Genomic DNA, 25,776 nt, shown 5'->3' on the forward strand with positions numbered 1-25,776 from the left:
ATGAGTAATTGGGCAACAGGGTCTTTCGATGAAGGTGAAGACCTCCGCGCGGGCGGTGGCGCGGTCGGGCCAGGTGCGGGTGCCTGTCTCTTCTTTGAGCAGGGCCCAGAAGCTCTCCGCGGCGGCGTTGTCGAAGCATGATCCGGTGCGCCCGCAGCTCTGCTGCAGTCCGAACTTCCCTATTCGTGCCCGGAATTGGGTCGACGTGTATTCGCTGCCGCGATCGCTGTGGATCACGCAACCGGGTTCCAGTCCGCCTCGGCCGTGGGCCATGTCGAGGGCGTCGACGACGAGGTCGGCGCGGTGGTGGTCGGCCATGGCATAGCCGACGATCTCGCGGGTGGCCAGGTCCAGCCAACAGGCGAGGTAGAGCCAGCCCTCGGCGGTGGGCAGGTAGGTGATGTCGCCGACCGGCTTGGTGCCGGGGCGCTCGGCATGGAAGTCGCGGCCGATCAGGTCCGGGGCCGGCTTCGCCTTCATATCAGGCCGGGTCGGCGAGCGGTGCTTGCGCCGGGTTACACCGCGGATGTCGCGTTCACGCATCACACGGGCGACGCGTTTGCGGTTCACTCACCGGCCCAGGCGGCGCAGTTCGGCGTGGATGCGCGGGACACCGTAGGTGCGGCGGGAGGCGATGTGCAGCACGGTGATCTCGTGGGCGAGTGCGTCGTCGGCGGCCTGGCGCTTGCGGCGGGCGGTCTCGCCCTCGCGCCAGGCGTAGTAGGAGGAGCGGGCCACATGCAGCACCCGGCACAGCAGCGTGATCGGATGGTTCGCCTTCTCCGCATGGATCAACCGGTACAGCTCGCTCACCGGTCGTTCTCCTACACGAAGAAGGCCGTCGCTTTTTCAGGATCTCGATCGTCTGCTGCTGTTCGCGGACCTCCTTGCGCAGCCGCTTGAGCTCCTCACGCTCGGCACTGGTCAGCTCACCGGACTCGCCGTTGCCCCGGTCGGCCTTGGCCTTGCGGTACCAGCCGCGCAGGGACTCGGAACTGATGCCGAGTTCCCGGGCGACGGCGGTGACCGTCTTGCCCGAGGAATCGACGAGCGCGATGGCGTCCCGCTTGAACTCCTCGGTGTACCGCTTCGTGTACTTGCTTCCCACCTGGTGCTACTTCCTCTGGAACCTCAAGATCCCAGTCTCCAGGTGTCCACGATCAAGGGGAAGCTTCACTCCCCGTTGTCGCCCGTGTTGTCGAACATCATGCTCGACGACCTGGACCGGGAACTGTTCAAGCGCGGTCACAGGTTCGTGCGTTACGCCGACGATCTGCGGATCTTCGTGGGGAGCGAACGGGCCGCCCGCAGAGTGCTCGCCTCGGTTACGGCCGTGGTCGAGCAGCGGCTGAAACTGAAGGTCAACCGGGAGAAGTCGAAGGTGGTCCGGGCCTCCGCCGCCACGCTGCTGGGGTTCGGCTTGTACTTCACCCGGAGCGGGAAGATCCGGGTCGATCCGAAGGCGCTGGCGCGCTGGAAGGTCCGCATCCGGGAGCTGACCTCACGCCGGTGGAGCATCGCGATGGACGAACGTATCGCGAAGATCAACCGGTACATGGCCGGATGGATGGGCTACTTCCAGCTCTCGGACGCCTCCAGGGCGTTCCGGGACCTGGAGGAATGGCTCCGCCGCAGGATGCGGCAGATCCGCTGGAAGGAATGGAAACGCTTCGCGGCCAGGCGCCGGAACCTGCTCGCACTCGGGATCCCCGAGCGCGCCGCCCGTGAACGGGCGGGCAGCAGCAAAGGCTACTGGCGGATGGCGGGGTCTGCCGTCCTTCAGCGGGGGCTGCCCAACTCCTACTGGGACGACCTGGGCCTGAAGATGCTCAAGCCAACCTGGCAACGGTTGAGATCAGCCCGATGAACCGCCGGATGCGTGACCCGCATGTCCGGTGGTGTGGGAGGAGGGCCGGGCGACCCGGCCCTCCTACCCGATTGCTCAGGGTGCGCCGGGCCGGGTCGCCTTCGACGTTCAGGGCCCGACGCGACCGAGGCCGTCCGCCCTCGGCGTTGCCCACCACGTAGTGGTGCTGTTCCTTCCCGAGGTACCCCCGGCCCGGACCTCAGGCAGGCTCTCCTCCGCAAGCTCATCGTCACATCACACCCGCAGATGACCTCGCCGACGTTGGGTGAGATCCTCGCGACCGGACGAAGTCCTCAATCACTGGTGTGGTGCAGGTTCGGGGGCTGGGGCGTGGCGGCCCAGGAGGCGAGCAGGCGGAGGCCCTGTTCGGAGGGGGAGGCGGGTTCGGCGGTGTAGATAGTGAGGGTGAGGCCGGGCTCAGCGGCCATCTCCAGCCCCTCGTACGCGAGGGTGAGATCGCCGACGGCCGCGTGGTGGTAGCGCTTGAAGCCGGTGCCGTGGTGACGGACGTCGTGGGCGCCCCAGCGGGTGCGGAAGGCGTCGCTGCGGGTGGACAACTCACCGACGAGGTCGTGAAGTTCCTTGTCGTGGGGGTTGCGGCCGGCTTCGGTACGCAGGATGGCGACGGAGATGTCGGCGGCCTGGTCCCAGTCGGGGTAGAAGCGGCGGGCGTCGGGGCTGAGGAAGGTGAAGCGGGCGAGGTTCTCCCGATTGTGGGGGTCGGCGTAGACGTCGGCGTAGAAGGCGCGGGCGAGCCGGTTGACGGCCAGGAGGTCCATGCGGCCGTTGCGGACGAAGGCCGGGCCCTCGGTGACCGCGTCCAGGGCCCACTGCAAGCTCGGATGCGGCTTCCACTGCCGGGTGGCGCGGCGGCGGGGCCGGGCGAGGGCGTCGGAGCCGTCGGCTGCCTGGGCCAGATGGAGCAGGTGGGCGCGTTCGGCTTCGTCGAGCCGCAGTGCGCGGGCGACGGCCTCCAGGACGGCCGGTGAGACGCCGGCGAGGTTGCCGCGCTCCAGCTTGGCGTAGTACTCGACGCTCACATCGGCCAGGGCCGCGACCTCACTGCGGCGCAGCCCGGGGACCCGGCGCCGCGGGCCTGCGGGGAGCCCGGCCTGCTCGGGGGTGATCTTCGCTCGCCGCGAGGTGAGGAACTCGCGAACCTCTGCCTGGTTGTCCACACCTTCGACGGTACGTCCCGCGCACGGCCATAGGGATGTACTGGCAGTACACCCTTCGATGGTGCCTCGCTACAGGCGTCGGAAGCGGGTTACCTGGATGACGTGGTGCTCTCCGCCCGCCGCAGTCATGGACGGGCACGCACCCGGCCCAGCACATCGCGACGGCCCCGGGTTCCCGGCGGCCGCCTGCCACGGCACGTAAAGGAACCTTTCCCATGCGCGGAGCAATGATCCACGCCCCCGGCGACGTCCGCTTCGAGCCCCTGAACGCCCCGCAGATCCTCCATCCCACCGATGCGATCATCCGTACGGCGGTGACGTGCGTGTGCGGCTCGGATCTGTGGCCCTACCGGGGCGCGGAGCCGATCGGGGAGCCGCACCCGATGGGGCACGAGTACGTCGGCTTCATCGAGGAGGTCGGCAGCGAGGTCACCTCGGTCCGGCCTGGACAGTTCGTCGTCGGCTCGTTCGCGACCTCGGACAACACCTGCGCGAACTGCCGCAACGGTTTCCCGTCGAACTGTCTGCACCGCGAGTTCATGTCGACCTGCCAGGCGGAGTACGTCCGCATCCCGAATGCCCAGGGCACTCTGGTCGCCACCGACGAGGTGCCGGACGAGGAGTTCTGGCCCGGCCTGCTGGCCGTGTCCGACGTGATGGGCACCGGCTGGTGGGCCGCGGACGCCGCCGAGGTGCGGCCCGGCTCCACCGCCGTGGTCGTCGGTGACGGCGCGGTCGGGCTGTGCGGCGTGATCGCGGCGAAGGAGATGGGCGCGGAGCGGATCATCGCCATGTCGCGGCATGAATCCCGCCAGCAGCTTGCGCTGGAATTCGGTGCCACGGACGTCGTCACCGAACGCGGCGAGGAAGGTGTCGAACGGATCAAGGAGCTGACCGGCGGGATCGGTGCCGACAGCGTGCTGGAGTGCGTCGGCACCGCCCAGGCCATGAGCCAGGCGCTGCACTCGGCCCGCCCCGGCGGCAGCGTCGGCTTTGTCGGCGTCCCCCACGATGTCGCGGTCGACGGCCAGGAGCTGTTCTTCTCCCACGTCGGCCTGCGTGGCGGGCCCGCCCCCGTACGCCGCTACCTGCCCGACCTGATCGATCGCGTCCTGACCCGCCGCATCGACCCGGGCAAGGTCTTCGACCTCACCCTCCGCCTCGATCAGGTCGCCGAGGGCTACAAGGCCATGGACGAGCGCCGCGCCATTAAGACCCTCCTCACCCCCTGACCCATCCACCCCCTCGAAGGGAGCGATCATGCAGATCACCCGCAGCTCGATGGACACCGCCAAGGGACCGGCCGACTGGTTCACCGGTGACGTTTACATCGACGCCGTCGCCGCCGCACCGGCCCCGTCCCGGGTCACCGCGAACCTGGTGCACTTCATGCCCGGCGCCCGCACTCACTGGCACCGCCACCCGCTGGGCCAGACCGTCTTCGTCACCGAAGGCGTCGGCCTGTGTCAGCGCCGTGGCGGGCCGGTCGAGGTCATCCGGCCCGGTGACCGCGTCCTGTTCGAGGCGGACGAGGAGCACTGGCACGGCGCTGCTCCGAACCGGCTGATGGTGCACCTGGCCATCAACGAGGGCGATGCCGACCACGACGTCGTGCACTGGCTGACTCCCGTCACCGACGACGAGTACGCCGCCGCTCCGGCTTCCTGATGCTGTTGTCAAGCTGCCGTGGTGACCGGTAGTGCCACTTCGTAGCACCGTCGGTCACGGATCAGGGCCCAGATGACGTTGACGCGTCGGCGGGCGAGGGCGAGCACGGCTTGGACGTGCTTCTTCCCCTCGGCACGTTTACGGTCGTAAAACTTCGGCGAGTTCGGGCCGTAGCGGACGCTGACCAGTGCCGAGGTGTAGAACACGCGCTGGAGACGTCGGTGATAGACCAGGGGCCGGTGCAAGTTGCCGCTAACCTTGCCCGAGTCGCGTGGTGCCGGGGCGACGCCGGCGAAGGCCGCCAGGGCGTCCGGGGAGTCGAACTCGTCCAGGCTGCCGCCGACAGCGGCGAGGAACTCGGCACCGAGCACGGTGCCGATGCCCGGGACGCTCAGGACGATGTCGGCGAGCTCGTGCTCGCGAAACCGGCCCTCGATGAGCTTGTCCATCTCCGCGATCTGCTCGTCGAGGGCCATCACCTCCCCGGCCAGGGTGTGGACCAGCTTCGCGATGGTCTTCTCCCCGGGGATCGCGGTGTGCTGCCGCTCGGCGGCCTCGACCGCCGCCTCGGCCAGGGCTCTCGCGTTGCGGACCTTGCGGTTGGCCAGCCACGTCGTCAGCCGCGAGGTGCCGGTCCGGCGGATCACGGCAGGGGTCTGGTATCCCGTCAGCAACCTGAGCGGGCCGGTGTTGGTCACATCCAGGGCCCGCTCCAGGGCCGGGAACATGCTCAGCAGAGTGCCGCGCAAGCGGTTGACGACCCGGGTGCGGTCCTCGACCAGGTCTGCGCGGCGTCCGGTCAGCAGCTTGAGCTCGATGGCGACTTCGCCGCCGGGGCGGACGGGCCGCAGGGTTCGGACTCTTCGTGCCACGGACGACCTCGCCGGCATTGCTCTGCACAGCGACTTGTTCGCACTTCCTAATCGGCGGCCGAGTCGTCGTGGGGTGCTGGGCGGCGAAGCCAGAGAAGCCACGAGACGGCAGCCGCCTGATAGCCACACCCAGCACCCCTGGGCGACCCAACCCTACGAATGGCTCGATCAACCCGATCAAGAAGGTAGAGCCTTCTGACGTGCAGATTCATTGTGTACGGGGCCCAGTGGGGCCTCGCTCACGCGGGGCCCCACGGCGGGATCAGACGGTGAGGACGAGCTTGCCCTGGAGGTGCCCGCCGTCGAGCAGCCGGTGCGCGTCGGCGACCCGCTCGAACGGGAACGTCTCCTGCACGTGGACCCGGAGCCTGCCCTGTTCGACGAGTTCGACGAGACCTCGCAGGCCGACCGGATCGGGGTCGACCGCGATGCCGCTGAAACGCATGCCCGCCGCCTCGTACTTGGCGATGAGCTCCGAATCCTCCTCGGCGACCGCCGTCACCAGGTGACCGCCCGGGCGGAGCACGTCGAGCGACCGTTCGACGGTGTTACCTCCGATCGTGTCGAGCACGACGTCGACATCGCGGACCGCCTCGGTGAAGTCGACCGTCGTGTAGTCGATCACCTCGTCGGCGCCGAACCCCTCGACGAACTTCCACTTGCTCCTGCTGGCGGTCGTGATCACGTGCGCGCCGAGGGCTTTCGCGATCTGGATCGCGACGTGGCCGACCCCGCCACCACCGCCGTGGACCAGGACGCGGTCGCCCTCCTTGACGCCGCCGAGGTCGACGAGGCCCTGCCACGCCGTCAGCCCGACGAGCGGCAGCGCCGCCGCCTCGACGTGAGAAAGCGACGCCGGCTTGCGTACCAGGTGCACCGCCGGCGCCGACACCACCTCGGCGTACGCGCTCGCCGCCCGTGGGAACAGCGGCATCCCGAACACCTCGTCGCCGGGCCTCAACCGCCAGGTCTGCGGCCCCTCCCCGACCACGCCGCTGATGTCCCAGCCGAGGACGAACGGCGGCCGGCCGATCAGCGGGAACTCGCCGGCGCGCAGGCGCGCCTCCAACGGGTTCAGCCCGATCGCCTTGACGCGGACGAGAACCTCGGTCGGGAGGGGGTGGGGCTCGGGCGCATCCACGATGGTGAGCACCTCGGGACCGCCGAGCGTCTCCTGGGTGATGACTCGCATGACTCTCCTGCGCTTTGTCGGGGGGAGAAGAGATCCCAGGCTATGAAGTCGACAGGAACCGGCAGGTACCTTTGGCGCCATGAGCGGTTTCGGTCCCGGCGGTCCCTTTCTCGCCGACTGTCCGGCGCGTCTGGCGGTCGAGCTCATCGCCGACAAGTGGACGGTGGTCGTGCTCTACGGCCTCAGCGAAGGCCCGGTGCGCCATGGTGAGCTGATCGAGCTGATCGGCGGTATCTCCCGCAAGATGCTCACGCAGACGCTCCGACGGCTGGAGGCGCACGGACTCGTCCGCCGCCACGCCTATGCCGAGGTGCCTCCCCGCGTCGAGTACGAGCTCACCCCGCTCGGGGCGACGCTGATCGATCCGATCCACATGCTGACCGAGTGGGCGCGGGAGAACGGCGACGCAGTGCTCGAAGCGCTCGACGCCGATCCCGAGCCGGTCGCTCATCGCGACTGAGGCCCCCGCCAGGACACTGAGTGGCCTCTCGGCACGCGGGCGGGGTAAGAACTCAAGTCCTGGTTGGAGGGGTTGCGGAAGGGCGAGGCGTGGTGATGTCGTTCGTCGGCGTCTGACCACGAGCGCATCGCTCGGAAGGATGTGCGGCGTGCGCTCGCGGAGGAGGCTGCGGACGCGATGGCGGGCGGCGCGGCCCGGCAAGAAGGGGCGTCGGCGCCGGTCACGGATGCTGAATGTGCGTCAGTACGGTGGGCGGCAGGGCAGTGGGCGGCGTGTTCGTGGCCTCTGCCGGGCTGTTCAAGAGCCGGTCGATTCAGCACGGGGGGCCGGATCGTGTGCGGCCGTCCCTCCGGGCTCGGCGGTTGCGGTGGGCCAGGAAACCGTGCCCAGTGCGCCGCGGAGCGCGGCGATGGCACTGGCGAGGCAGTCGGTGAAGGTTTCCTGACGGTTCGCCCGCACCCAGCGTCCGTAGGCGTTGGCGAAGGCGATCGTGGCGAGCTGGGCGGTCGACGTGGCGAGATCGGGGCGAAGGCCACGTTGCCGAACGGCTTGGTCGATGGCTGCGCTCAGGGCGGCGAGTTTGGTGCGTTCGCGCTCCCTGAGCTCCGGGCTGGAGTTGATCACCTCAAGTCGCTGCGCCGCACCGTCGCCGTGTTTGTCCAGGTATACGCCGACTTCGGCCAAGGCGTCCAGGACGGCGGTCAGTGGCGGGGTGTCCTTGTCGGCCGCGAGCACGGCCTCCCCCACGGCGGTGGGGAGCCGATCGGAGTTGGCGAACAGGACCTCGCGCTTGTCGGAGAAGTACCGGAAGTACGAGCGCCGCGTGATACCGGCCCGTTCGGCGATGTGAGTGACGGTCACGTTGTCGTATCCGTGCTCTTGAAACAGCTCCAAAGCCGCCTTGCGTAGACGTTGCTCGGTGCCGGGATCCCATCTGGCCACGCCTGAGTCTAACGGATGACGTCTCACTGTGTCATCGGCTAACCTGAGTGATGACACAGTGAGACATCACGACTGGGTCGGACGCGACCGGCCCCAGCGGAAGGAGTCCGCGATGACCCGCGACACCCCCGGAACGCGCACCGGCGAGATCTGGATCCTCGGGGCGACGGGCAGGATCGGCCGCGCCGTCGCCGTACGCTTGGCGGCCCGCGGCGCGGACATCGCCCTGATCGGGCGCAGTCACGAAAGCCTCCGTGAAGTCGCCGCGGCTGCCGGGCGCCCGGGCGCGCATCTCGTGGCTACGGACTCGGTCGAGTGCATGGCAGCCGAAATCACCAGCCGGCGCCCGGCCGTGGTCGTCAATGCCCTCGGCGGCTATGCCGAGACCGCGGTCGGGATCGCGCGGGCCTGCATGCCGGGCGGGCACTACGTGGACCTGGCCGCCGATCTGGTCGCCGTCCCGCGCCTCCTCGGCCTGCACCGGCAGGCCGCCGACGTCGCCAGCACCCTGATCACCGGCGCCGGCTTCGGCGTGCTGGCCACGGAGGCCGTGGTGGTCAAACTGTGCGAGGGCCGACCCACCCCGAACCGGGTCCGTGTCGACGCTCTTGCCTCGGTGGCCACCGAGGCCGGCACCATGGGCGCCGCGTTCGCCGCCACCGTCGTCGACGTCATCACCAGTGGCGGGCGCCGCATCGAGAACGGCCGGATGGTCAAGACACGCCTCGGCTCCGACGTCCGGAGTCACGCGTTGCCCGACGGGCAGACGGCGAAGTCCGCGGGCGCCCCCTCCGGTGAACTGCTCGCCGCCCGGCGGGCCAGCGACGCGCCGAACGTCACCGTCACCTCCGGCCTTGCCCCCACGTCTCCGTTCGCAAGGGCAGTCCTACCCCTGTTCGCCGCGCTGCTGTCCATCCCGCCGATGCGCCGTGCCGCCGTACGCCGGATGGCCAAGGCCCCGATCACGGCGGCACCGCGCCCCCGCACACACTCCTGGGGGCACGCCGTGGTCACCTGGCCCGACGGCAGCCGGCGGGAAGGCTGGCTGCGCGCCGACGACGGCATGGACTACACCGCCGACGTCATCACCGAGACCGCCATCCGCCTCGCCGATGGCCAAGCGCCCTTCGGCGCCTACACCCCGGCAGCCGCGTTCGGCCCCGACCTGGCCACCGCCGCCGCAGGCACCTTCCTGCTCGACCTGTGAGCCGGTCCTGCCGACGGCATTCTCGTTCGAAGCCGGGGTGAATCCGTTGGCAGACAGGGCGCGGCCGGTGCCGTGACCGAACCGGCCGTTGCTTGGCCGGAGGCGGAGGCGGAGGCGGAGGCGGAGGTGGTTCGAGACGCGCGCACGGCAGATTCGCGAACGTGTTCGTTACGATCGGGGTATGACTTCGGGAAGAGAGCCGATCAGCCGCCGGGAGCGTCCGGCGAAGCCCGCCCTTTCACGGCGGTGGATCGTGGACACCGCCGTGCGGGTCATGCGCGCCGAGGGGCTGGAGAAGGTGACCATGCGCCGCCTGGCCAAGGAGCTGGACACCGGTCCGGCGTCGCTGTACGTGTACGTGGCCAACACCGCCGAACTGCATGCGGCCGTGCTGGACGCCCTGCTCGGCGAGGTCGACCTGACCGGCGGAAGCACCGGGCACAGCTGGCGCGAGCGGCTCCGCGCCGTACTGGCCTCCTACACCACCGTGCTGTTCGACCATCCACAGCTTGCCCGGTCGGCTCTCGTGGCGCGCCCCAGCGGCGAGAACTACCTGCGGTTGGTGGAGTGCATCCTGGATCTGCTGTCCCGCAGCGGAGCCTCCCGTGAGCAGGTCGCCTGGGGTGTGGACAAACTGCTCCAGGATGCCACCGCCACGGCCGCCGAGCAGTCGACGCAGGAACACGACCCCATGGCCGAAAGCGACTGGAACGCCACCAATCGGGCCCTGCAGGCCGTGGATGAGACCACCCACCCGGCCATCAAGGCGCACATGCCGGCCCTGGTCAGCGGCTCGCCCGGCGACCGCATGAGCTGGAGCTTCGACGTTCTGGTCAACGGCATCACGCACACACCCGTCCCCGGTATCAGGGGCTGAGGCTGCCTCGCCGAAGGCGGCCCGGCCCGTCCGCTGCCGGGGTGGCTCCGCCGTGGTGCACCCCCTCTGCCCGGAAGCCGACACCCAGTCGCGAACTTGTTCGCAACGAACGCGTTCGTTACGGTTGAGGTGTCCGGCCGGGTCATCTCATGACCGAGCCGTCCCGCCGCCCTGTGGCGGGACGGGCCATGTCGGCTCCGAACCTTTTCCCCGGTCGCGCGCTTCTGCGCACCCGGCCGGCCGTCTGGAGGTCCCCATGAGCACCCACCACCCCATCGCGATCATCGGCGGAGGTCTCGGCGGCCTCACCGCCGCCCGCGTCCTGCACGTCAACGGCATCCAGGCCGCCGTCTTCGAACGGGAAGCGTCCGCCGCCGCCCGCAGTCAGGGCGGCATGCTCGACATCCACGAGGAGAACGGCCAGAAGGCACTGCACGCCGCCGGCCTCTACGAGGATTTTCTGAAGATCGTCCACAAGGACGGTCAAGCGATGCGCCTGGTCGGCCCGGACGCCACCGTCCACGTCTCCGAGCAGGACGACGGCACCGGCGGCCGCCCGGAGGTGGACCGTGGCGACCTGCGGGACCTGCTGCTGAACTCGCTGCCCGACGGCACGGTCCACTGGGGCAGGAAGGCCACCGGCGTCCGCGCTCTGGGCGACGGCCGTCACGAGGTGGCATTCGCCGACGGCTCCGTCATCACCACCGACCTTCTGGTCGGCGCCGACGGGGCCTGGTCCCGCGTGCGGCCGCTGCTCTCGGATGCCACGCCCGCCTACACCGGCATCACCTTCGCCGAGACCGACCTGTACGACGCCGTCGCCCGTCACCCGCGCAGCGCCGCCGTCATCGGGGGAGGGTTCCTCATCAGCCTGGGCAGCCGGCGCGGCTTCCTCGCGCACCGCGAGACCGACGGCAGCCTCCACGTCTACGCCGCGCTGAAGGCGGAGGAGGACTGGCTCGACACCATCGACTTCACCGATCCCGCTGCCGCCAAGACCGCCGTTCTCGCCCACTTCGAGGGCTGGCACGAGGACCTGCGCGCCCTGATCGCCGACGCGGACACCATCACCCCACGCCGCATTCACGCCCTGCCGGTCGGACACCGCTGGGAGCGGATCGCGGGCGTGACGCTCCTGGGAGACGCCGCCCATGTGATGTCCCCCTTCGCCGGAGAGGGCGCCAACCTGGCCCTGCTCGACGGTGCCGAACTCGCCGGGGCGATCGCCGCCCACCGCGGCGACACCGAGGCCGCGCTGACCGCCTACGAGAAGGCCCTCTTCCCGCGCAGCGAGGCATCCGCCGCCGAATCCGCCGCCGGCCTGGAGACGATGTTCGACGACCGGGGGCTTGAGCAGATGATCCGGTTCTTCACCTCCGGACCGGCAGCCGATTGACCGCCGCGGACAGCGCCACCGACGCCTTCCGCGCGATCCTGGGGAAGGTACGGCCGCGCCCGTCCTGCGTACCGTCCCCGTACGGTGTGGCCTCGACGTGGCCGTGCGGGAGACGGGAGAGGGCAGCCCGGTTGTCGTCCTGCAGGGCGCACCCGGCCCAGCCGGCATCGCCCCCTCGTCGACGCCCGGGCCGCGGACTCGGGCCCTGCGTGGCTCGTGCGCCAGGCGCCGGGTCACGATGTCACACAGTGTGCCTTCACCACCGCAACGGCGGCGCCACGGATCGGACTCGGCGACCCGGCGCGCGAGAACCGCACGATCCGGGGCAAGCCGCTGACCGGTGTCGCTGGAGCGCGATGGCCTGCTCACCCGTACCGTGACGCCAACCGTCCCGGTCACCGTCTCCTGCGAGCTGACCGACCTCGGCCTCTCGCTCCACCACATGACGCGCGGGCTCAGAAACTGCGCGCAGACGCACATGGTCGAGGTCCTCGCACACCGCGAGAACTACGACGCTCGCACCTCCTGACGACTCACATCCAACCATCCGACAGCTCCATATTCTCGGCGCTACACCCTCAACTGCGAAGAGCCGAGATACCGCCGGCCGCCTGCTCCTCTTGTGGCCGTTTCGAAGGCGTGGCGGCCGTCCAGGACGGGATATCCGACCGGCTGGATTCCTTGGGTCAGCCAGTCGCCGGAAGGACAGAACTCGTCACGCGGTGATGCTGGGCAAGGCCGACTCCAGACTGTCAATGACGATCCGGCATGCCGGGTATCGCGTTTCCTCATGAGAGTGGACGGCATAAGGGATTGGCATACCGTATATGCGGAATGATCGTTGGACGGGGTAGGAGCGGACTGCTCACACTTGATGTCGGCGGCCCGGAGAAGTCGGGCACCGAACAAGGGAGAAGCGCATGCCGATGACGAAGGTTTACCTGCGGACGGGAACCTCTGCCGAGCACAAACGGGCCGTTTCTGACGCGATCCACGCCGCGCTGGTGGCGGTGCTCGGAATTCCTGACGACGACAAGTACCACGTTTTCCACGAGCTCGAACCGGACAACCTGATCACGGCTCCGGTCGCGTTCGGGCTCGAGCGCCGCCCGCAGGCCGTGTTCATCCAGTTGTACTTCGGCCGCCGGCCGGAGGAGACGTTGAAGGCGCTGTACCGGACCTTGGTGGCGAACCTCGTCGAGGGTGTCGGTCTGGAGACCCGCGACATCTACCTCAACGTGGTCGAGTCGCCGTCGGCGAACTGGTGGGCCGACGGCCGGATCTTGGATCCGGACACCGGATTCGACACGCGGATCGCGGCCGACAAGGTCCCCACGGAGCGGTAGCGGGCCGTCGCGGTTCGGCCGACGGCAGTGCCGCTCAGGGCAACGGCAGGCGCTCGGCGGCCTCGTGCAGGCAGCGGGTGAGTTCGGGGATGTCGGCGGCGGGCGCGCCGGGAAGCCTGGCAAGCAGCACCCGGCGGGTCACCCGGGCGCTGTCCATGACCCGGACCAGGCGTACGCCCTCCGGCAGGAGGCCGATGAGCGACGGCGGCACGGTGGTCACGCCGCAGCCGGTCGCGACGAGGTGGAGCTTCGACATCCAGTCGCGCGGCCGGTGGCGGATGACCGGCTGCCGGGGCAGCGTCGGCCAGACGCCGATGCCGGGTTCGCCCGCCCGGTCGGGGCCGGCGATCCACTCGGCGTCCTGCAACTCGGCCAAGGTCGCCGTGCCGTCGCGGCCGATCGTGCCGGCCGCGGGGACGGCGACCATCAGGTCGCCTTCCACCAGGACGTCCAGGTCCAGCGGCGGGTCCTGGTCGTCAGGGCTCGGATAGGGCGGCCGGGCAGAGATCACCGCGAGATCGATCGTGCCGGCGCGCAGGCTCCGGGTGAGCGCGGGGGTGGAGCCTTCGCGGGTGAAGACGTCGATGTCGGGGCGCCGTTGCCGCAACAGCTCGAGCGCTTCGGGTACCAGGGCTGCCCCGAAGCTGGTGAACACGCCCAGCCGCAGCGCCGGACGGTTCGGGGCCGGCTCATGCAGGAGCCGCTCGGCCTTGTCGACCTCGTCGAGTGCCAGCGAGGCATGGCGCAGGAACGTCGCTCCGGCCGCGGTCAGCCGGACCCCGCCCGGCCGCCGCTCGAACAGCTGGACTCCGGTCGCCTGCTCCAGTACCGCGACCTGCCGGGACACCGCGGACTGGGTGTAGCCGACGGCCGCGGCCGCGGCCGTGAAGGATCCCGTCTCGGCGACCGCACGCAGCACCCGCAGTCCAGTAGAAGACCACTCCATGAGGAATAAGCATACCTATGAGCACTGCCATGCAATCTGCGCAGGACTGCGGACCGGACCGGCTCGGCGGCCGACTCGCCTTGCTCGCGCCCGAGGACCTCGACGGCGCGCAGATGCAGGTCTATCGCGTCCTGGAGCAGATGGTCGTCCCGGAAGCCGCTCACGACGGCTTCACCGTGCGGCTTTCGGACGGGCGCTTCATCGGTCCCTTCAACGCCCTGCTGCGGGTTCCCGAACTCGCCGCGGGGCTGGGACGGTTCACTGCCGAGGTAACCGCGGCGGGACTGGCCGAGGAGGTCCGGCAGGCGGTGATCCTGACCGTCGGCGCCGCTTGGCCGGCCCCCTATGAGATCGAAGCCCACCGATGTGCCGCACGCACCGCGGGAGTGCCGGAGGCCGCCATCGAGGCGATCATCCGCGGCGAAGTACCGGAGGGGCTGGGGCGTCAGGCCGCTACCGCCCAGCGTCTTGCCGCGGCGCTGATGAAGCAGCGCGAGGTTCCGGACGAGCTGTACCACGAGGCAGTCGACCTGTTCGGCGAGCCCGGGATCATCACCGTGCTGTGCCTCATCGGGCAGTACCAGATCATCTCCTCGATCCTGGTGTGCTTCCAGGTTCCGGTTCCGGACCCCGAGACCGCCTCCTGAGCATCGAGGCGCTGGTTCGCCGGGCCCCGGACACCGGGGCGTCGGCGGTCAGGGTGCGCGAGCGGTTGGTGCCCGGTCCGGGACAGGTGCGGGTCACGGTGTGGGCTGCCGAGGTGAACCGTGTCTGCTCGTCGGCACCACAACTGCCGCGGAGATGACTGACGCCGTCGGTGTCGGTGCGGGCCGGGTCTGCGATCCGGCCCGCATCGTGACGATCGTGCACCGGTGGTTCTCCCAGGAGTTCGGCATCCGCTTCCTGGATGGCCGTGACTCGGCTGGTATGCCACCCGCCGTACCGTGTCCACCCCGGGTGCCGGAACCGGGGCTGTCCGGCCGCCGGGGTCAAGGGAGGGCGGGGCCGGTGATGTACCGCCCGTGGGTGTCGTACGGCCAGACGTTGGGGACGCAGCCGTGCATGCCTTTGATCTGCTGCATCATCACGGGGGCCGGTTTTCCTCTGCCGGGGCAGCCGACGTGGCCGTGGCCGAGGAAGTGGCCGACCTCGTGGTTGATGATCAGTGCGCGGTAGACGGTGACGTCCTTCGCGTAGACGGGAGTTGCCAGGAGCCAGCGCTTGACGTTGACCATGACCTGTCCGCCCACGTTGCAGTTGAGTTCGCCACCGGTGTCCAGGCCGTACTGTCCGCAGATGTCGTCCACGGTTCTCGGGGTGGCGACGCGCACGGCGAAGTCCGTCGGGCCGCCGGAGACGCGTTGGAAGGCGGACGTGCCGTTCGCCGTCCAGCCGCGGCGATCGGCGAGGATGCGCTCGACCTGGGCGGCGACGCCGGCGGCGGACAGGGAGAGACCGTCCTCGATGTCGACGCGGTAGCGCAGGGTCTTGCCCCGCCCCGCCTTCGCGCCCGTTCCAGAGGCGGTGGTGAACGTTCCTGCACCGGACGTGGGTATGGAGGGCGCCGGCGGCCTGGAGGCGGAGGCGGTGGAGCCCGGCGTGGAACGGTGGCCCGGCGGCCGCCGGGAGGGGCTTTCGGAAGGAACGGGAGACCGGCCGGGGGCGGCCGGGCCTGTGACGTGGCCGGAACCGCCCGAGGCGGCGGTCCCTTCGGTGCCGGACGAGAACGACGTCCACCCTGCGACGGCTGAACCCGCGAGCACCAGCACGGCCGCTGCGGCCAGGCCCACCGGCCAGACCCGCTTCCCGTCCCTGCGCGCGGATGCGTGCCTGCGGACGGGCCTGCGGCGACGGGAACGTGAGCGGGTTGCCTTGTGCGCGTTCATGGCCCTTCAGGCTGGGCGGGGGATGTGCGCGGACCTGGCCCGAGAGATCACGAAGCGATAACGAACCATCCTGTGTGATCATCCTGTAACAATGTCCCTCCGCTTTTCGTCCCGGAGTCGATACTGATCCCATGCCACGTGTTCTGCTGATCGAAGACGATCGCGCCGTCCGAGAGGCCGTCGCACTCGCACTGGGACACCAGGGCCACGAGGTGGCCGCCGCCGGGACCGGGGAGGACGGGATGACCCGGCTGCGTTCGTTCCGGCCGGACGTCGTCGTACTCGATCTGATGCTGCCCGGGATGACCGGCCTGCAGGTGTGCCGTGAGATCCGCGGCGTCGACCAGGCGATGCCGATCATCATGGCGACGGCACGGGGCGACGAGGTGGACATCGTCGTCGGTCTGGAAGCGGGAGCCGACGACTACGTCGTCAAACCCGTCCAGGCACGTGTGCTGGAGGCGCGTATCCGCGCCGTCCTGCGCCGCGCGACCACCGCACAGGTTGCCGACGGCATACCCAGGATCGAGACCCATGGAGACCTGTCCGTCGACCGGGCCGGGATGTCCGTCACCCGGCAGGGCGTGCCGATCGCCCTCGCGCCGTCCGAACTACGGCTGCTACTGACCCTGTCCGCCTCGCCCGGCCAGGTGTTCAGCCGCCAGCAGCTCCTGGAGACGGTCTGGGAGCATAGCTACCACGGCGACGCGCGCCTTGTGGACGCCTGTGTCAAACGGCTGCGGTCGAAAATGGGAGAACCGGCGGGCCGGCCCCGATACGTCCAGACCGTGCGCGGCTTCGGTTACCGGTTCGGGCCTCGGTGAAGGCTCCGATCAGGGGCCGGATCAGACCGCCTCAACTGCGTGGCCTCCGCGTTCGCCTGGTCGTCGCCTTCGGCCTCGTCGCCGTCCTCACCGCCGCCGCCACCGGAACCCTGACCTTCCGCGAGGCCCGTACCGGCATCCTCCAGCAGAGCCAGGACGCCGTGATCAAGCAACTGCGCGCCCGCGTCGACCGGCTCGCCCCAGCCCTCGCCTTCCCCCCGTCCGAGTCCGAACTGCGGCGCTTCGCGGTCGACGTCGCGGCCGGCGAGCAGTCCCCCGCCAGGCGCGTACTCGCCGTCTACCGCGACCTGAGTGTCACCTCCGTCCCCGGCGACCCCTTCGAGGAACTGACGCCCGCCCTGCGTGAGGCCGTGCGTTCCCGACCCTTCACGGCCTTCCAGCGGGTGCGCGACGGCGGGCGTGCCTCACTCGTCGTCGGCATGCCGGTCACGTTCGCGTATCCGGCCGAACAGGGCCCTCACACATCCGGTGTCCAGGTCTTCCTGACAGTGCCTCTGGCGAACGAACAGTCGTACGTCGACGCCCTGGTCACCGCCGTCGAGCGGGCCACCGTACCCGCCCTCGCTCTCGCCGTCCTGCTCGCCCTGCTGGCCGCCCGTGGAGTGCTGCGACCGGTACGCGCACTGCGGCACGCCACCCGCAGCATCGCCGAAGGCCGCCTCGACACCCGGCTCACCGTCGACGGATCCGACGAACTGGCCGATCTGTCCCGCACCTTCAACGAGACCGCCGCCGCGCTGGAGACCTCGGTGGCCGAGCTGCACGACATGGAAGCGCGCGCCAGGCGCTTCGCTGCCGACGTCTCACACGAACTCCGTACGCCCCTGGCCGCCATGTCCGTGATCACCGACGTACTCGACGAGGGGGCGGCCCGGCTGGACTCCGAAACCGCCACGGCTGTCCAACTGATCAGCACGGAGACCGTGAAACTGACTCGTCTGGTGGACGACCTCATGGAGATCGCCCGTTTCGACGCGGGCGCGGCCGTCCTGCACCTCGACGAGATCGATCTCGCCGAGTCCGTACGCCGCACGCTCGCCTCCCGCGCCTGGTCGCAGGAGGTGGATGCCCGGCTGCCCGAGCCCGACGTACTGCGCGGCCGTGTCGATCCACGCCGCCTCGACGTGATCGTCGCGAACCTGGTCGGCAACGCACTGCGGCACGGTGCCCGCCCTGTGGAGCTGCGTCTGTCCGCCGAACGGACTGGGCAGGAGACGCAAGCGGTCATCGAGGTATGGGACAGCGGTCCCGGCATCCCCGACACCGTCCTTCCTCATGTCTTCGAGCGCTTCTACAAGTCGGACACGGCCAGGACCCGCACCGAGGGCAGCGGGCTGGGACTCGCGATCACCGCCGAGAACGTCCACGTACACGGCGGCACCATCCGAGCGGCGAACCACGCCGCGGGCGGCGCCCTCTTCACCGTGGCCCTTCCCCTGCGACGTCATGGCGACCGGTCCGCGGGAGGCCCCCGATGAGACCCGCTCGCCGTGCCGCCACCCTGTTCCTGCGCCGCTCGCTCCTCCCAGCGGCACTGTTGGCGCTTTCCGCCTGCAGTATCGCTCCGACCGGCGTGGTGGGGGCGGGAACAGCCGCCACCGGCGTCACGCCGACCGTACGGCTCTATTTCGTCAGCGACGGCATACTGGTCGCCGTCCCCCGCTCGGCCACCGGTCCGGTCGATGCCGAGACTGCCGTGGCGATGCTGTTCAGCGGCCCGACCAGCCCGGAGCAGCTCCACGGCCTGACCACCGAGCTGCCGCAGTTGGCGGTGGAACCGCACCGGCAGACTCCGGCTCCCACCCGGGCACCGCTCGGGGTGAGAGTACGGACACGAGCCGACACGGTGGCCATCGAACTGCCCCAGGACCTCAAGAGCCCTTTGCCCCGCACCGCCGCCGACCAGCTGATCTGCACGGCTGCCGCTGCTCGCCTCATCGCCGACCCGGACCTCGACTCGGCGCGGGTGACGGTGACGGGCCACACTCGAACCGGCCGCTGGCGCACCGAGGGATCGAGCACCACCTGTCCCGGGCGTGTCACCCCCGTCAGCCCGAGCGCCACGCCCTCGACGCTGCCCGGGCAGTCGCCCGCTCTGTGACCACCACGGCCGAGGCAACGTTTTCCCCGACCCTGGGCCGGGGCAGCGTCGGCTGCTGCTGGTCCGCCTGTTCATCGAGGACGGCTACCCCGCCCCTCGCTCGCCCTCCTCTCGATGTCGAAGGACGCCCACCTCGTTCCGGACGCAATCGACATCGGCCTGTGCCGGCGCGACCGCGAAGGCCGCCTGCCCGTGTCCGGCGAGCTGTCGCATCACTCGGACGCCGGTTCACCAGCGGACTCGCGAGGGCGCACAGCCCGTGACCCCCCTGTGACCACCTCGGCCGTGATGGGCACAGGCGGGCGACCGGCATGTCGTACCCGCTGACGCTTTGGACGGAACGCCGGACCGGACCCCTTCGGGGGGCAGAGGAACTTCCCAGCCCCGGCGAAGCCTCTCTCCGTATATGGAAACTGAACAGACGTCCCGGCGCGAAGCCGTCACCGGCGCTGCGGGGTGCCTGACAGCGGTACTCGGCGCGCTGGCGGGCTTCGCGATCTGGCTCCCGTACGGCCGGAGGGGCCTTGTCGGCGATTTCCCGGCGCGCACTCGGACTCGGACTCCTCCACGCTCGCGACACTGGCGGGAAGCCGCGCGCGGATCTGCTCGACCGTCCCGTGGATCCGCAAGGTCACCTCATGCCGGTACTCGGGCCGTGGCGAACCCCGTCAAGACGCGCTGTGCCGGAGCGGGACCCGCCGGTGCTTCGAAGGAGCCGGGCAGGGTCCGCGCGTCCACGATGCGGTCGAGCCGGAAGGTTCGGTCCTCGCCGATCCGGGCGTCCTTGCCCGTGACGTACCACCGGCCCGAATGGGCGACGATCCCGTACGCGTGCAGTGTGCGTTCGCTGCGCCTGCCGTCGCGGTCGGTGTGGCGGATCGAGACGGGGCGGCGGTGCCGCACGGCATCGGCGATGGTGAGCAGGACCCCGGCGTCCGGGGTGTCGAGTTCTCCGGGCTGGTCGGTGAAGGCGAGGGATTCCAGGAGTGTGTCGAGCCGGCGGGCGATGTGCTGGGGCAGCACCCGCCGGATCTTGGCTGATGCCGTCTCGGTGGCCGTGTACTGCGTCGTCGTCAGCCCTGCCCGGCGGCCGGCGACCAGGCCGAGCAGTACGGCCAGCGCCTCGTCGTCGCTGAGCATGAGCGGAGGCAGGCGGTACCCGGGGGCGAGCCGGTATCCGCCGTAGCGGCCGCGTACCGATTCGACGGGCATGTCGAGGTCGATCAGCTGGTCCATGTACCGCCGCACGGTGCGTCCTTCGACGCCGAGCCGGTCGGCGAGTTCGGCGACGGTCCGGGTGCCGCCCGACTGCAGCAGCTCCAGGAGTGTCAGCACGCGGCCGGTGGGGCGGGTCATGTTCGCAGCCCAACCCGGATACAGGACCGATTCTGTCCACTACTTCTCCCAGCCTGCGACGTGCACGCCACCACAAAGCCAAGGAGATTCCCATGGACTTCGTCTCGATCCGCATCATCACCGCTGATGTACCGCGTCTCGTCGGGTCTACGAGCGAGCCACCGGAGTGCGGGCGACGTGGGCCACCGAGGACTTCGCCGAACTCAGGACCCCGGGCGCCACCCTCGCGATCGCCGGCACCCGCACCGTCCCGCTGTTCGCCCCGGGCTCTGCCCGCCCGGCGGACAACCACACCGTGATCACCGAGTTCCGCGTCGACGACGTGGACCGCGTTCACCAGAGCCTGACCGGCTTCGTGACCGACTTCGTCAACGAGCCCACCACGATGCCCTGGGGCAACCGGTCGCTGCTGTTCCGCGACCCAGACTGCAACCTCGTCAACTTCTTCACCCCCGTCACCGCGGCGGCCATCGAAAAGTCCGCACGCTGACGCCACGCACAGCCGCTCATCGGGAGCCCCGAGATCCCAGAGCTCCCGGTGAACGCGGCCGACCAGTCCGGCAGCGCCACCAGCAGGGCACATCGGAACGCACCGCTGACCCTCGAAAGGCGTCTCCATCAGCACCACGTCGGGCAGCAGTTGTTCGGCGGGTGTCACCGCCTATGCGCCGTCGCGAGCCGCGCCGGCCACCTCGATGCCGTCCGGCATGCCGATGAGCAGAACCAGGGCCGTCGCGGACGACATGCTGATCGTCCGCGACCAGGACCCTGATCTTGTCGCTGTCGGGAGCCGATTCGGCGGGCGGCGTCACGTGGGGGTCTCCATCCGCACTCTCCAGCCCTCAGGTGTCGGTCCTGCGCCGCGCTGCCGCCGACGCCGGCCAGCCGCTCGCGCATGCCGGTCAGGCGCCGGAGCCTTCGGCCAGGGCCGCCGGGGGCCCGGACGGTGCCGCGATCGGACTCCGGGCCGGCCCACGCAAGGTCGCCGCCCCCAGGTCCTCGACGGTTGCGGCACCGGCGTCCCCCTGGCCCATGACGTGACCTTCGGGGTAGGACATGACGACGTGACCGTCGAAAGTGGGGCACCCGACCTCGTCGGCCACGCAGGCGGATTGGCACGCTCATCGCGATTCGCTTCCTCTCCGCCGTGACCGCCGTCGAAGAGGGCGGCTGCGGCGGCGTACCGCAGGAGTGCTGCGCGTGGGCTCTGGAATCCAGCCTGCGAGCGAGGCCGCCGGGTCGGTCATGGGTTCAGGGGGCGGTCACGGGTTTGGTCGGTGCGGCGTGCGGTCCAGACGGTGCGCTCGGTACGGACCGTGAGATCGCTGCGGTGCAGGATGCACTGGGGGCTGTCGGCGTCGAGCAAGCGGTCGAGCGCGTCGAGGTCTTCGGGGGAGAGCGCGTGGGCGGCGCTGTGGCGCAGGCGCCGCATGCTGTGGAGGGCGTAGGCGCCGACAGTCTGGCTGCCTGCCCCTTCGATGTTCACGGTCACAGCGCGCTCGCCCTCGACGGTGAATCCGGCGGCGGTGAGCATCGGGCCCCAGTCGGCGCCCCGGTGGGGCACGTGTTCGGCGTGGAAGCGGTCGCCTGCGGCGTGGCAGCGGTCTTCGAGGCCGGGCCGGTCTTCCGGGGCGTTCTCAGGGAGGAAGCGGGGGAAGCCGGCCAGCTCCACGACGGCGAACAGCCCGCCGGGAGTCAGCAGGTCGTGGACTCTGCGCAGGGCTCGTTCGGGGTGGGCCATGTGGTGCATCGAGGCGGAAGCCCACACCAGGTCAGGAAAGCCGAGGTCGGGCCAGTCGGCCTCGTCGAGGTCGGCCTGCACGGTGCGTACCCGCTCGGCCACCCCCTGGGCGCGTGCCTTTTCCGACAGTCGCTGAAGGTGTCCGGCCGAGGAGTCGACCGCGGTGACCTGCGCCCCGGGCAGGCGCCCCAGGAGGGCGAAGGTTCCCGCTCCGGTGCCGCAGCCCAGGTCCACGATCTGGCGCGGGGGCGCGTCGAGGGGCAGCCAGGCCGTGATCTCGGCGATGTGTGCGGCGACGACTTCCGCGTCCAGGTCGAGAAGTTCCGCCTGTCCGGCGTCCTGGGTGGTGCAGTGTCGCGCGCCGTGATGGGAGCAGTGTGGGTGTGCAGGGGGCATGGAGGCACGCTAGACCGATCAGGTGCCCGTGGTGCGATAGCTTCCGCATGACGCAAGGCGATGGGCGAAAGAATTGCGCGATGCGCAACAGACGGCCACCGGAGCCGTCGCCCTCGGCGGGACGCGCTCCGGCGCGCAGCCCATGGACACGGCATGCGGCAGCGCTGCTACTGGCAGGGACGGTCGCCTTCGCCCTCGCGGTTCTCCCCGGCGCGCTGTCGGTGTCCGCGGCGGGCGTCCCGGTCGAAGATGCCCAGGATCTCGCAGGGGCCGCCTTCGGCGCCGATGGCGTGGGGCAGCATGGTGGGGAACTCGGCCGCCTGGTTGGTCTCGACGCGGAAGCGGCGATGGCCCAGCATCAAGACAGCGGTGCCGGACAGGACCACGAGCCATTCACGCCCTGGGTGGGCGCGCATGCGCGCGGGGTTGTCCGGCGGCGGCTCGGTCATCCGCTGACGTACGACGGACATGCCCGGATCGGACTTGATGGGCCAGCGCATCAGTCCGTGGGCTCCGTCGATCATCGGGCTGGTGACGATGTCGTCGGAGGCGCTCTCCACGAGCTGATCCAGTGTGGTGTCCAGGGCTCGTGCGAGGGTGACCAGCTGGTCCAGGGCGAGGCGGCGTTGACCGTTCTCGATGCGGCTGAGCGAGGACTGGCTGAGCCGGGCACGGGCGGCCAGTTCCTCCAGGGACCAGCCCTGCGCGACCCGCAGAGCGCGGATCCGTTTGCGTACGAGGCTGTCCAGATCGCCATCTGTTTGCGTCATGAGCAAGATGGTATGCCCATGGCGCAATCCGCGGTTAGCGTCATGCGTGCGGGGCCCGGGACCGAGCAGGGCCCCACAGATGCGAAGGCCGCGAGGACATGCCCGTGACTGCTGGATACGCGATCGACACGCTGTCGCGCGAGACCGTCGACGCTGTGGTGATCGGTGATGGTCCCGCCGGGCTGAACGGTGCGCTGATGCCCGACCGCTCCCACCACCCGCACGTCGGAAGCGCCGCCGACGTCGACGCGGCCCCCGGCGCGGCGGGCACCAGCCCCACCACCACCTGACCTTCGTCCGGCGCAGCTCTGCGCCGGGCTCCACGGACTCCCACCCCCGCTTGGGCGACCGCGCTCGGTCCGCCGTCGACACCGAATGCCCTTTTCGAGAGGAACCCATGAGTGAGAACCAGCCCCCACAGGCGCCGACCCCGGCAAAGGGCGGCGCTGCGGCCGACGGGAGCGCGCCGGATGCCCGTCAGCTGCACGCGATTCTGATCACCGTCTGCGTCGCGTTGATGGCCGTCATCGCCTCCGTCTCGGGCCTGAACGTGGCCCAGACCCGCCTTGCGGTCGCCTTCGGCGCCTCGCAGAGCGCGATCCTGTGGATCATCAACATCTACACCCTCACCCTGGCCGCGCTGCTGCTCCCGCTCGGTGCCCTGGGTGACCGACTGGGCCGCAAGCCCGTGCTGATGTCGGGGCTGGGCGTCTTCGGCGTTGCGAGCGCCGCGGCGGGCCTGGCGCCGAACGCCGAGATCATGCTCGCGGCACGCACGCTCAGCGGTATCGGCGCGGCCATGATCATGCCGATCACCCTGGCCGTGATCACCTCCACGTTCCCTGAGGAGGAGCGAGGCAGGGCCATCGGCGTGTGGACGGGCGTTGCCGCAGGCGGCGGCATCCTCGGCATGTTCCTCTCCGCACTGCTCGTCGATGTGGCCTCCTGGCGCTGGCTCTTCGTCCTGCCCGTGGCCCTGGTCGTCGTGGCCCTGGCCATGGCGACGAGGTCGGTGCCCAACTCCCGCGAGCATTCGGGCCATTCCTTCGACCTGCTCGGCGCGCTGACATCCGGGGTGGCCGTGGTCGCGCTCAGCTATGTGCTGCAGGAAGGACCGGAGCGCGGCTGGAGCGACCCCGTCACCGTGCTCGGTCTCCTCGTCGGCCTTGCCGCACTGGTCGCGTTCGTGGCCTGGGAACTGCACCGCCGGGACGCTGCCCTGCTGGACGTCCGCCTGTTCCGCGAGCGTGGTCTGGCCGGCGGATCGATCACACTGCTGGTCGTCTTCGGCGTCCAGGCCGGCATCGCCGTTGTCCTCTTCCCGTTCCTCCAGGCCGTGCTCGGCTGGTCGGGGCTTCTGTCCACGCTCGCGCTGATGCCCATGGCGGTGTCGATGATGACGACGTCCGGCCTGGCCGCCAAGCTGGCCGCCCACATCGGCGCGCGCTCCACCATGGCCTTCGGCATCGCTGTGGCCGGAGTCGGTCTGGCCCTCATGGCCCTGGTCGTCTCCGTGGACGGCGGCTACCTCTCCGTCCTGCCCGGGATGGTCGCCATGGGCATCGGCATGGGCTTCGCGATGACCCCCTCCACCGAAGCCATCACCGGCTCCCTGCCCCGTCAGAAGCAGGGCGTGGCGTCCGCGCTCAACGACGTCACCCGCGAGTTCGGCACCGCACTCGGCGTGGCCATGCTCGGCGCACTGCTGTCCGCCGGCTACCGCACCTCCGTCGATGACAGGCTGAACGACCTCCCCGCAGCCACCACCGACACCGCGCGCGAGGGAATCGCCAACGCTCTGGAAGCAGCCAAGGGCACGGGTGCCCACAGCCAGCAGGTGGTTCACGCCGCCCGGCAGTCCTTCGTCGACGGCTGGCAGCAGGCCATGTGGGTCGGTGTCGCGGTCATGGCCGCCCTGTTCCTCTTCGTCCTGGCCCGCGGTCCCAAGAACCGTCCCGCCCCGCGGGAGAACCCTCCCGCCCTGCGGGTCGAGGACACCGAAGCCGCAAAGAGCACCGTTTCACGCTGACCGCACACCGTTTCCTGCTGTGGCGCCAGGCAAGCGGGGATCCGGAGCCGATGAGCTCTCGGTGATCACACGCCGTCACCGGCGGGCTGGATTCCCCCGGGGAACGGTGACAGTCGGCCAAGAGCCCACCACCAGGCCGGTGGCCCGGTTCACCTGCGGCGGAAGGTGCCGACGCCTGGTGAGCGGGTCGGCCGGTCCCCGGTGTTCCCCCGTGGTTTCCTGCACGATCCGGCACGACCTCTTTGCAGCCGTCGTCGCCCACTCGTCCTGGACGAGGGTGGACACCTGCTTCCCGGCCGCCGGGTGGATCAGCGGCCGCGGCTTCTCGCGGGTCTCTGGGCGCGCGACCGCGCTCACGCGGTGACGGGGAAACGGGGCACGATGTAACGCACCGCCGTGCCGAAGCCAAGTACGGATGCAAGGATGACCGACTCCCTTGGAGGAACGGGTGCTCATACCCGAACGCGGCGGCCGACGACAACCCGCGCCGCCCAGAAGCGATCCGACTGGATTCTGACGCGTAAATAGCAGCAGGTCAGGGTGGGTGGGGGCAGGTCTGAGTGCCCGGTGGCTGTGGCGGTCGTCGGGTGTCCTGGCTCTGGCTGGTCAGGCCGTGCCTTGCAGCGGGTTGAGGGTGACGGTGTAGCCGAGCTGGTTGAGCGCGTTGACCGCGCGGTGGGTGGCGCGTTCGGGGTCGCGCT

The 25,776-nt window shown here is 70.1% G+C and carries 23 protein-coding genes and 6 pseudogenes; 16 read left to right on the forward strand and 13 right to left on the reverse strand.

The window, feature by feature from the left end; genetic code table 11:
- The 3 genes and pseudogenes from VT52_RS36015 to VT52_RS39770 form a co-directional block, all read right to left on the reverse strand.
- On the reverse strand, nt 1–570 hold a 570-nt coding region (locus tag VT52_RS36015), incomplete at its 3' end, for an IS3 family transposase (protein WP_143070912.1).
- Entirely contained in the window at nt 571–813 is a 243-nt protein-coding gene (locus VT52_RS37195) for an IS3 family transposase (protein WP_107481444.1), read from the reverse strand.
- Between the two features lie 79 nt (nt 814–892).
- Nucleotides 893–1,108, reverse strand: a pseudogene (locus tag VT52_RS39770) (transposase); the annotation flags it as partial.
- Nucleotides 1,109–1,192: 84 nt separating this feature from the next.
- On the opposite strand from VT52_RS39770, the gene VT52_RS25665 reads away from it, so the two are divergent.
- Nucleotides 1,193–1,867 carry a group II intron maturase-specific domain-containing protein gene (locus VT52_RS25665; protein WP_206306606.1) on the forward strand — a complete coding sequence of 225 codons (675 nt, stop codon included), beginning with the start codon at nt 1,193–1,195 and terminating at the stop codon, nt 1,865–1,867.
- A 293-nt stretch (nt 1,868–2,160) separates the two neighbouring features.
- Here the strand turns inward: VT52_RS25665 and VT52_RS25670 are convergent, their stop codons facing one another.
- The gene (locus VT52_RS25670) at nt 2,161–3,045 is read right to left on the reverse strand and encodes a helix-turn-helix transcriptional regulator (RefSeq protein ID WP_046428261.1); all 885 of its coding nucleotides are present in this window, start codon (nt 3,043–3,045) and stop codon (nt 2,161–2,163) included.
- A 215-nt stretch (nt 3,046–3,260) separates the two neighbouring features.
- On the opposite strand from VT52_RS25670, the gene VT52_RS25675 reads away from it, so the two are divergent.
- Entirely contained in the window at nt 3,261–4,277 is a 1,017-nt protein-coding gene (locus VT52_RS25675; RefSeq protein ID WP_046428264.1) for a zinc-dependent alcohol dehydrogenase family protein, read from the forward strand.
- A 28-nt stretch (nt 4,278–4,305) separates the two neighbouring features.
- Nucleotides 4,306–4,713 (forward strand): (R)-mandelonitrile lyase, encoded by a 408-nt coding sequence (locus VT52_RS25680; protein ID WP_046428266.1) that lies wholly within the window; start codon nt 4,306–4,308, stop codon nt 4,711–4,713.
- Between the two features lie 8 nt (nt 4,714–4,721).
- On the opposite strand, the pseudogene VT52_RS25685 reads toward VT52_RS25680, so the two are convergent.
- Both VT52_RS25685 and VT52_RS25690 read right to left on the reverse strand, forming a co-directional pair.
- Nucleotides 4,722–5,582: pseudogene (locus VT52_RS25685) on the reverse strand (IS110 family RNA-guided transposase); the annotation flags it as partial.
- Nucleotides 5,583–5,847: 265 nt separating this feature from the next.
- Complete coding sequence (locus tag VT52_RS25690; protein WP_046428268.1) at nt 5,848–6,777, reverse strand: NADP-dependent oxidoreductase; 930 nt, start codon at nt 6,775–6,777, stop codon at nt 5,848–5,850.
- A 79-nt stretch (nt 6,778–6,856) separates the two neighbouring features.
- Here VT52_RS25690 and VT52_RS25695 point away from each other — a divergent pair, with 79 nt between their 5' ends.
- Nucleotides 6,857–7,237, forward strand: coding sequence for a winged helix-turn-helix transcriptional regulator (locus tag VT52_RS25695; protein WP_046428270.1), 381 nt, complete (start codon nt 6,857–6,859; stop codon nt 7,235–7,237).
- A 297-nt stretch (nt 7,238–7,534) separates the two neighbouring features.
- On the opposite strand, the gene VT52_RS25700 is transcribed toward VT52_RS25695, so the two are convergent.
- Nucleotides 7,535–8,179 (reverse strand): TetR/AcrR family transcriptional regulator, encoded by a 645-nt coding sequence (locus tag VT52_RS25700; RefSeq protein WP_079175259.1) that lies wholly within the window; start codon nt 8,177–8,179, stop codon nt 7,535–7,537.
- Between the two features lie 112 nt (nt 8,180–8,291).
- On the opposite strand from VT52_RS25700, the gene VT52_RS25705 reads away from it, so the two are divergent.
- The 3 genes from VT52_RS25705 to VT52_RS25715 all read left to right on the forward strand — a co-directional run bounded on the left by VT52_RS25705 (nt 8,292) and on the right by VT52_RS25715 (nt 11,659).
- Nucleotides 8,292–9,386, forward strand: coding sequence for a saccharopine dehydrogenase family protein (locus tag VT52_RS25705; RefSeq protein WP_046428272.1), 1,095 nt, complete (start codon nt 8,292–8,294; stop codon nt 9,384–9,386).
- Between the two features lie 181 nt (nt 9,387–9,567).
- Nucleotides 9,568–10,263, forward strand: coding sequence for a TetR/AcrR family transcriptional regulator (locus VT52_RS25710; RefSeq protein ID WP_046428273.1), 696 nt, complete (start codon nt 9,568–9,570; stop codon nt 10,261–10,263).
- A gap of 256 nt (nt 10,264–10,519) precedes the next feature.
- Complete coding sequence (locus tag VT52_RS25715) at nt 10,520–11,659, forward strand: FAD-dependent oxidoreductase (protein WP_046428274.1); 1,140 nt, start codon at nt 10,520–10,522, stop codon at nt 11,657–11,659.
- Between the two features lie 210 nt (nt 11,660–11,869).
- Here the strand turns inward: VT52_RS25715 and VT52_RS38475 are convergent.
- Nucleotides 11,870–12,001, reverse strand: a pseudogene (locus VT52_RS38475) (ISL3 family transposase); the annotation flags it as partial.
- 1 nt (nt 12,002) lies between these two features.
- Between VT52_RS38475 and VT52_RS25720 the strand changes: the two are divergent.
- Nucleotides 12,003–12,188 (forward strand): annotated as a pseudogene (locus VT52_RS25720) (winged helix-turn-helix transcriptional regulator); the annotation flags it as partial.
- 391 nt (nt 12,189–12,579) lie between these two features.
- Nucleotides 12,580–13,005: a tautomerase family protein gene (locus VT52_RS25725; protein ID WP_046428276.1), complete on the forward strand. Its 426-nt coding sequence runs from the start codon at nt 12,580–12,582 to the stop codon at nt 13,003–13,005.
- Between the two features lie 34 nt (nt 13,006–13,039).
- Here the strand turns inward: VT52_RS25725 and VT52_RS25730 are convergent, their stop codons facing one another.
- A complete protein-coding gene (locus VT52_RS25730) occupies nt 13,040–13,951 on the reverse strand; it encodes a LysR family transcriptional regulator (protein WP_046428279.1) in 912 nt (303 codons plus the stop codon).
- A 17-nt stretch (nt 13,952–13,968) separates the two neighbouring features.
- Here VT52_RS25730 and VT52_RS25735 point away from each other — a divergent pair, with 17 nt between their 5' ends.
- On the forward strand, nt 13,969–14,598 hold the full coding sequence (locus VT52_RS25735) for a carboxymuconolactone decarboxylase family protein (protein WP_143070913.1): 630 nt from the start codon (nt 13,969–13,971) through the stop codon (nt 14,596–14,598).
- 342 nt (nt 14,599–14,940) lie between these two features.
- Here VT52_RS25735 and VT52_RS25740 read toward each other — a convergent pair whose 3' ends face one another.
- A complete protein-coding gene (locus VT52_RS25740; RefSeq protein WP_240509877.1) occupies nt 14,941–15,741 on the reverse strand; it encodes a DUF3152 domain-containing protein in 801 nt (266 codons plus the stop codon).
- Nucleotides 15,742–15,968: 227 nt separating this feature from the next.
- Here VT52_RS25740 and VT52_RS25745 point away from each other — a divergent pair, with 227 nt between their 5' ends.
- The 3 genes from VT52_RS25745 (at nt 15,969) to VT52_RS25755 (ending at nt 18,783) form a co-directional block, all read left to right on the forward strand.
- On the forward strand, nt 15,969–16,661 hold the full coding sequence (locus tag VT52_RS25745) for a response regulator transcription factor (RefSeq protein WP_046428287.1): 693 nt from the start codon (nt 15,969–15,971) through the stop codon (nt 16,659–16,661).
- Complete coding sequence (locus VT52_RS25750) at nt 16,658–18,160, forward strand: ATP-binding protein (RefSeq protein WP_240509878.1); 1,503 nt, start codon at nt 16,658–16,660, stop codon at nt 18,158–18,160. Before VT52_RS25745 ends, VT52_RS25750 begins: the two co-directional genes overlap by 4 nt.
- Nucleotides 18,161–18,258: 98 nt before the next feature.
- Nucleotides 18,259–18,783, forward strand: a complete 525-nt coding sequence (locus VT52_RS25755; RefSeq protein WP_143070914.1) for a hypothetical protein — start codon at nt 18,259–18,261, stop codon at nt 18,781–18,783.
- A gap of 551 nt (nt 18,784–19,334) precedes the next feature.
- On the opposite strand, the pseudogene VT52_RS25760 reads toward VT52_RS25755, so the two are convergent.
- Nucleotides 19,335–20,139: pseudogene (locus VT52_RS25760) on the reverse strand (helix-turn-helix transcriptional regulator); the annotation flags it as partial.
- A 92-nt stretch (nt 20,140–20,231) separates the two neighbouring features.
- Here VT52_RS25760 and VT52_RS25765 point away from each other — a divergent pair.
- Nucleotides 20,232–20,629, forward strand: a pseudogene (locus VT52_RS25765) (VOC family protein).
- Between the two features lie 753 nt (nt 20,630–21,382).
- Here VT52_RS25765 and VT52_RS25775 read toward each other — a convergent pair.
- A complete protein-coding gene (locus VT52_RS25775) occupies nt 21,383–22,276 on the reverse strand; it encodes a class I SAM-dependent methyltransferase (protein ID WP_046428293.1) in 894 nt (297 codons plus the stop codon).
- A 167-nt stretch (nt 22,277–22,443) separates the two neighbouring features.
- Nucleotides 22,444–23,046 carry a helix-turn-helix domain-containing protein gene (locus tag VT52_RS25780; RefSeq protein ID WP_046428295.1) on the reverse strand — a complete coding sequence of 201 codons (603 nt, stop codon included), beginning with the start codon at nt 23,044–23,046 and terminating at the stop codon, nt 22,444–22,446.
- A 104-nt stretch (nt 23,047–23,150) separates the two neighbouring features.
- On the opposite strand from VT52_RS25780, the gene VT52_RS25785 reads away from it, so the two are divergent.
- Together VT52_RS25785 and VT52_RS25790 are read left to right on the forward strand one after the other, a co-directional pair.
- Nucleotides 23,151–23,336, forward strand: a complete 186-nt coding sequence (locus tag VT52_RS25785) for a hypothetical protein (RefSeq protein WP_046428298.1) — start codon at nt 23,151–23,153, stop codon at nt 23,334–23,336.
- 107 nt (nt 23,337–23,443) lie between these two features.
- Nucleotides 23,444–25,075, forward strand: coding sequence for an MFS transporter (locus tag VT52_RS25790; protein WP_046428300.1), 1,632 nt, complete (start codon nt 23,444–23,446; stop codon nt 25,073–25,075).
- The last annotated feature ends 701 nt before the right edge of the window (nt 25,076–25,776 follow it).

Source organism: Streptomyces malaysiense (assembly GCF_000980885.2).
Taxonomy (GTDB): Bacteria; Actinomycetota; Actinomycetes; order Streptomycetales; family Streptomycetaceae; genus Streptomyces; species Streptomyces malaysiense.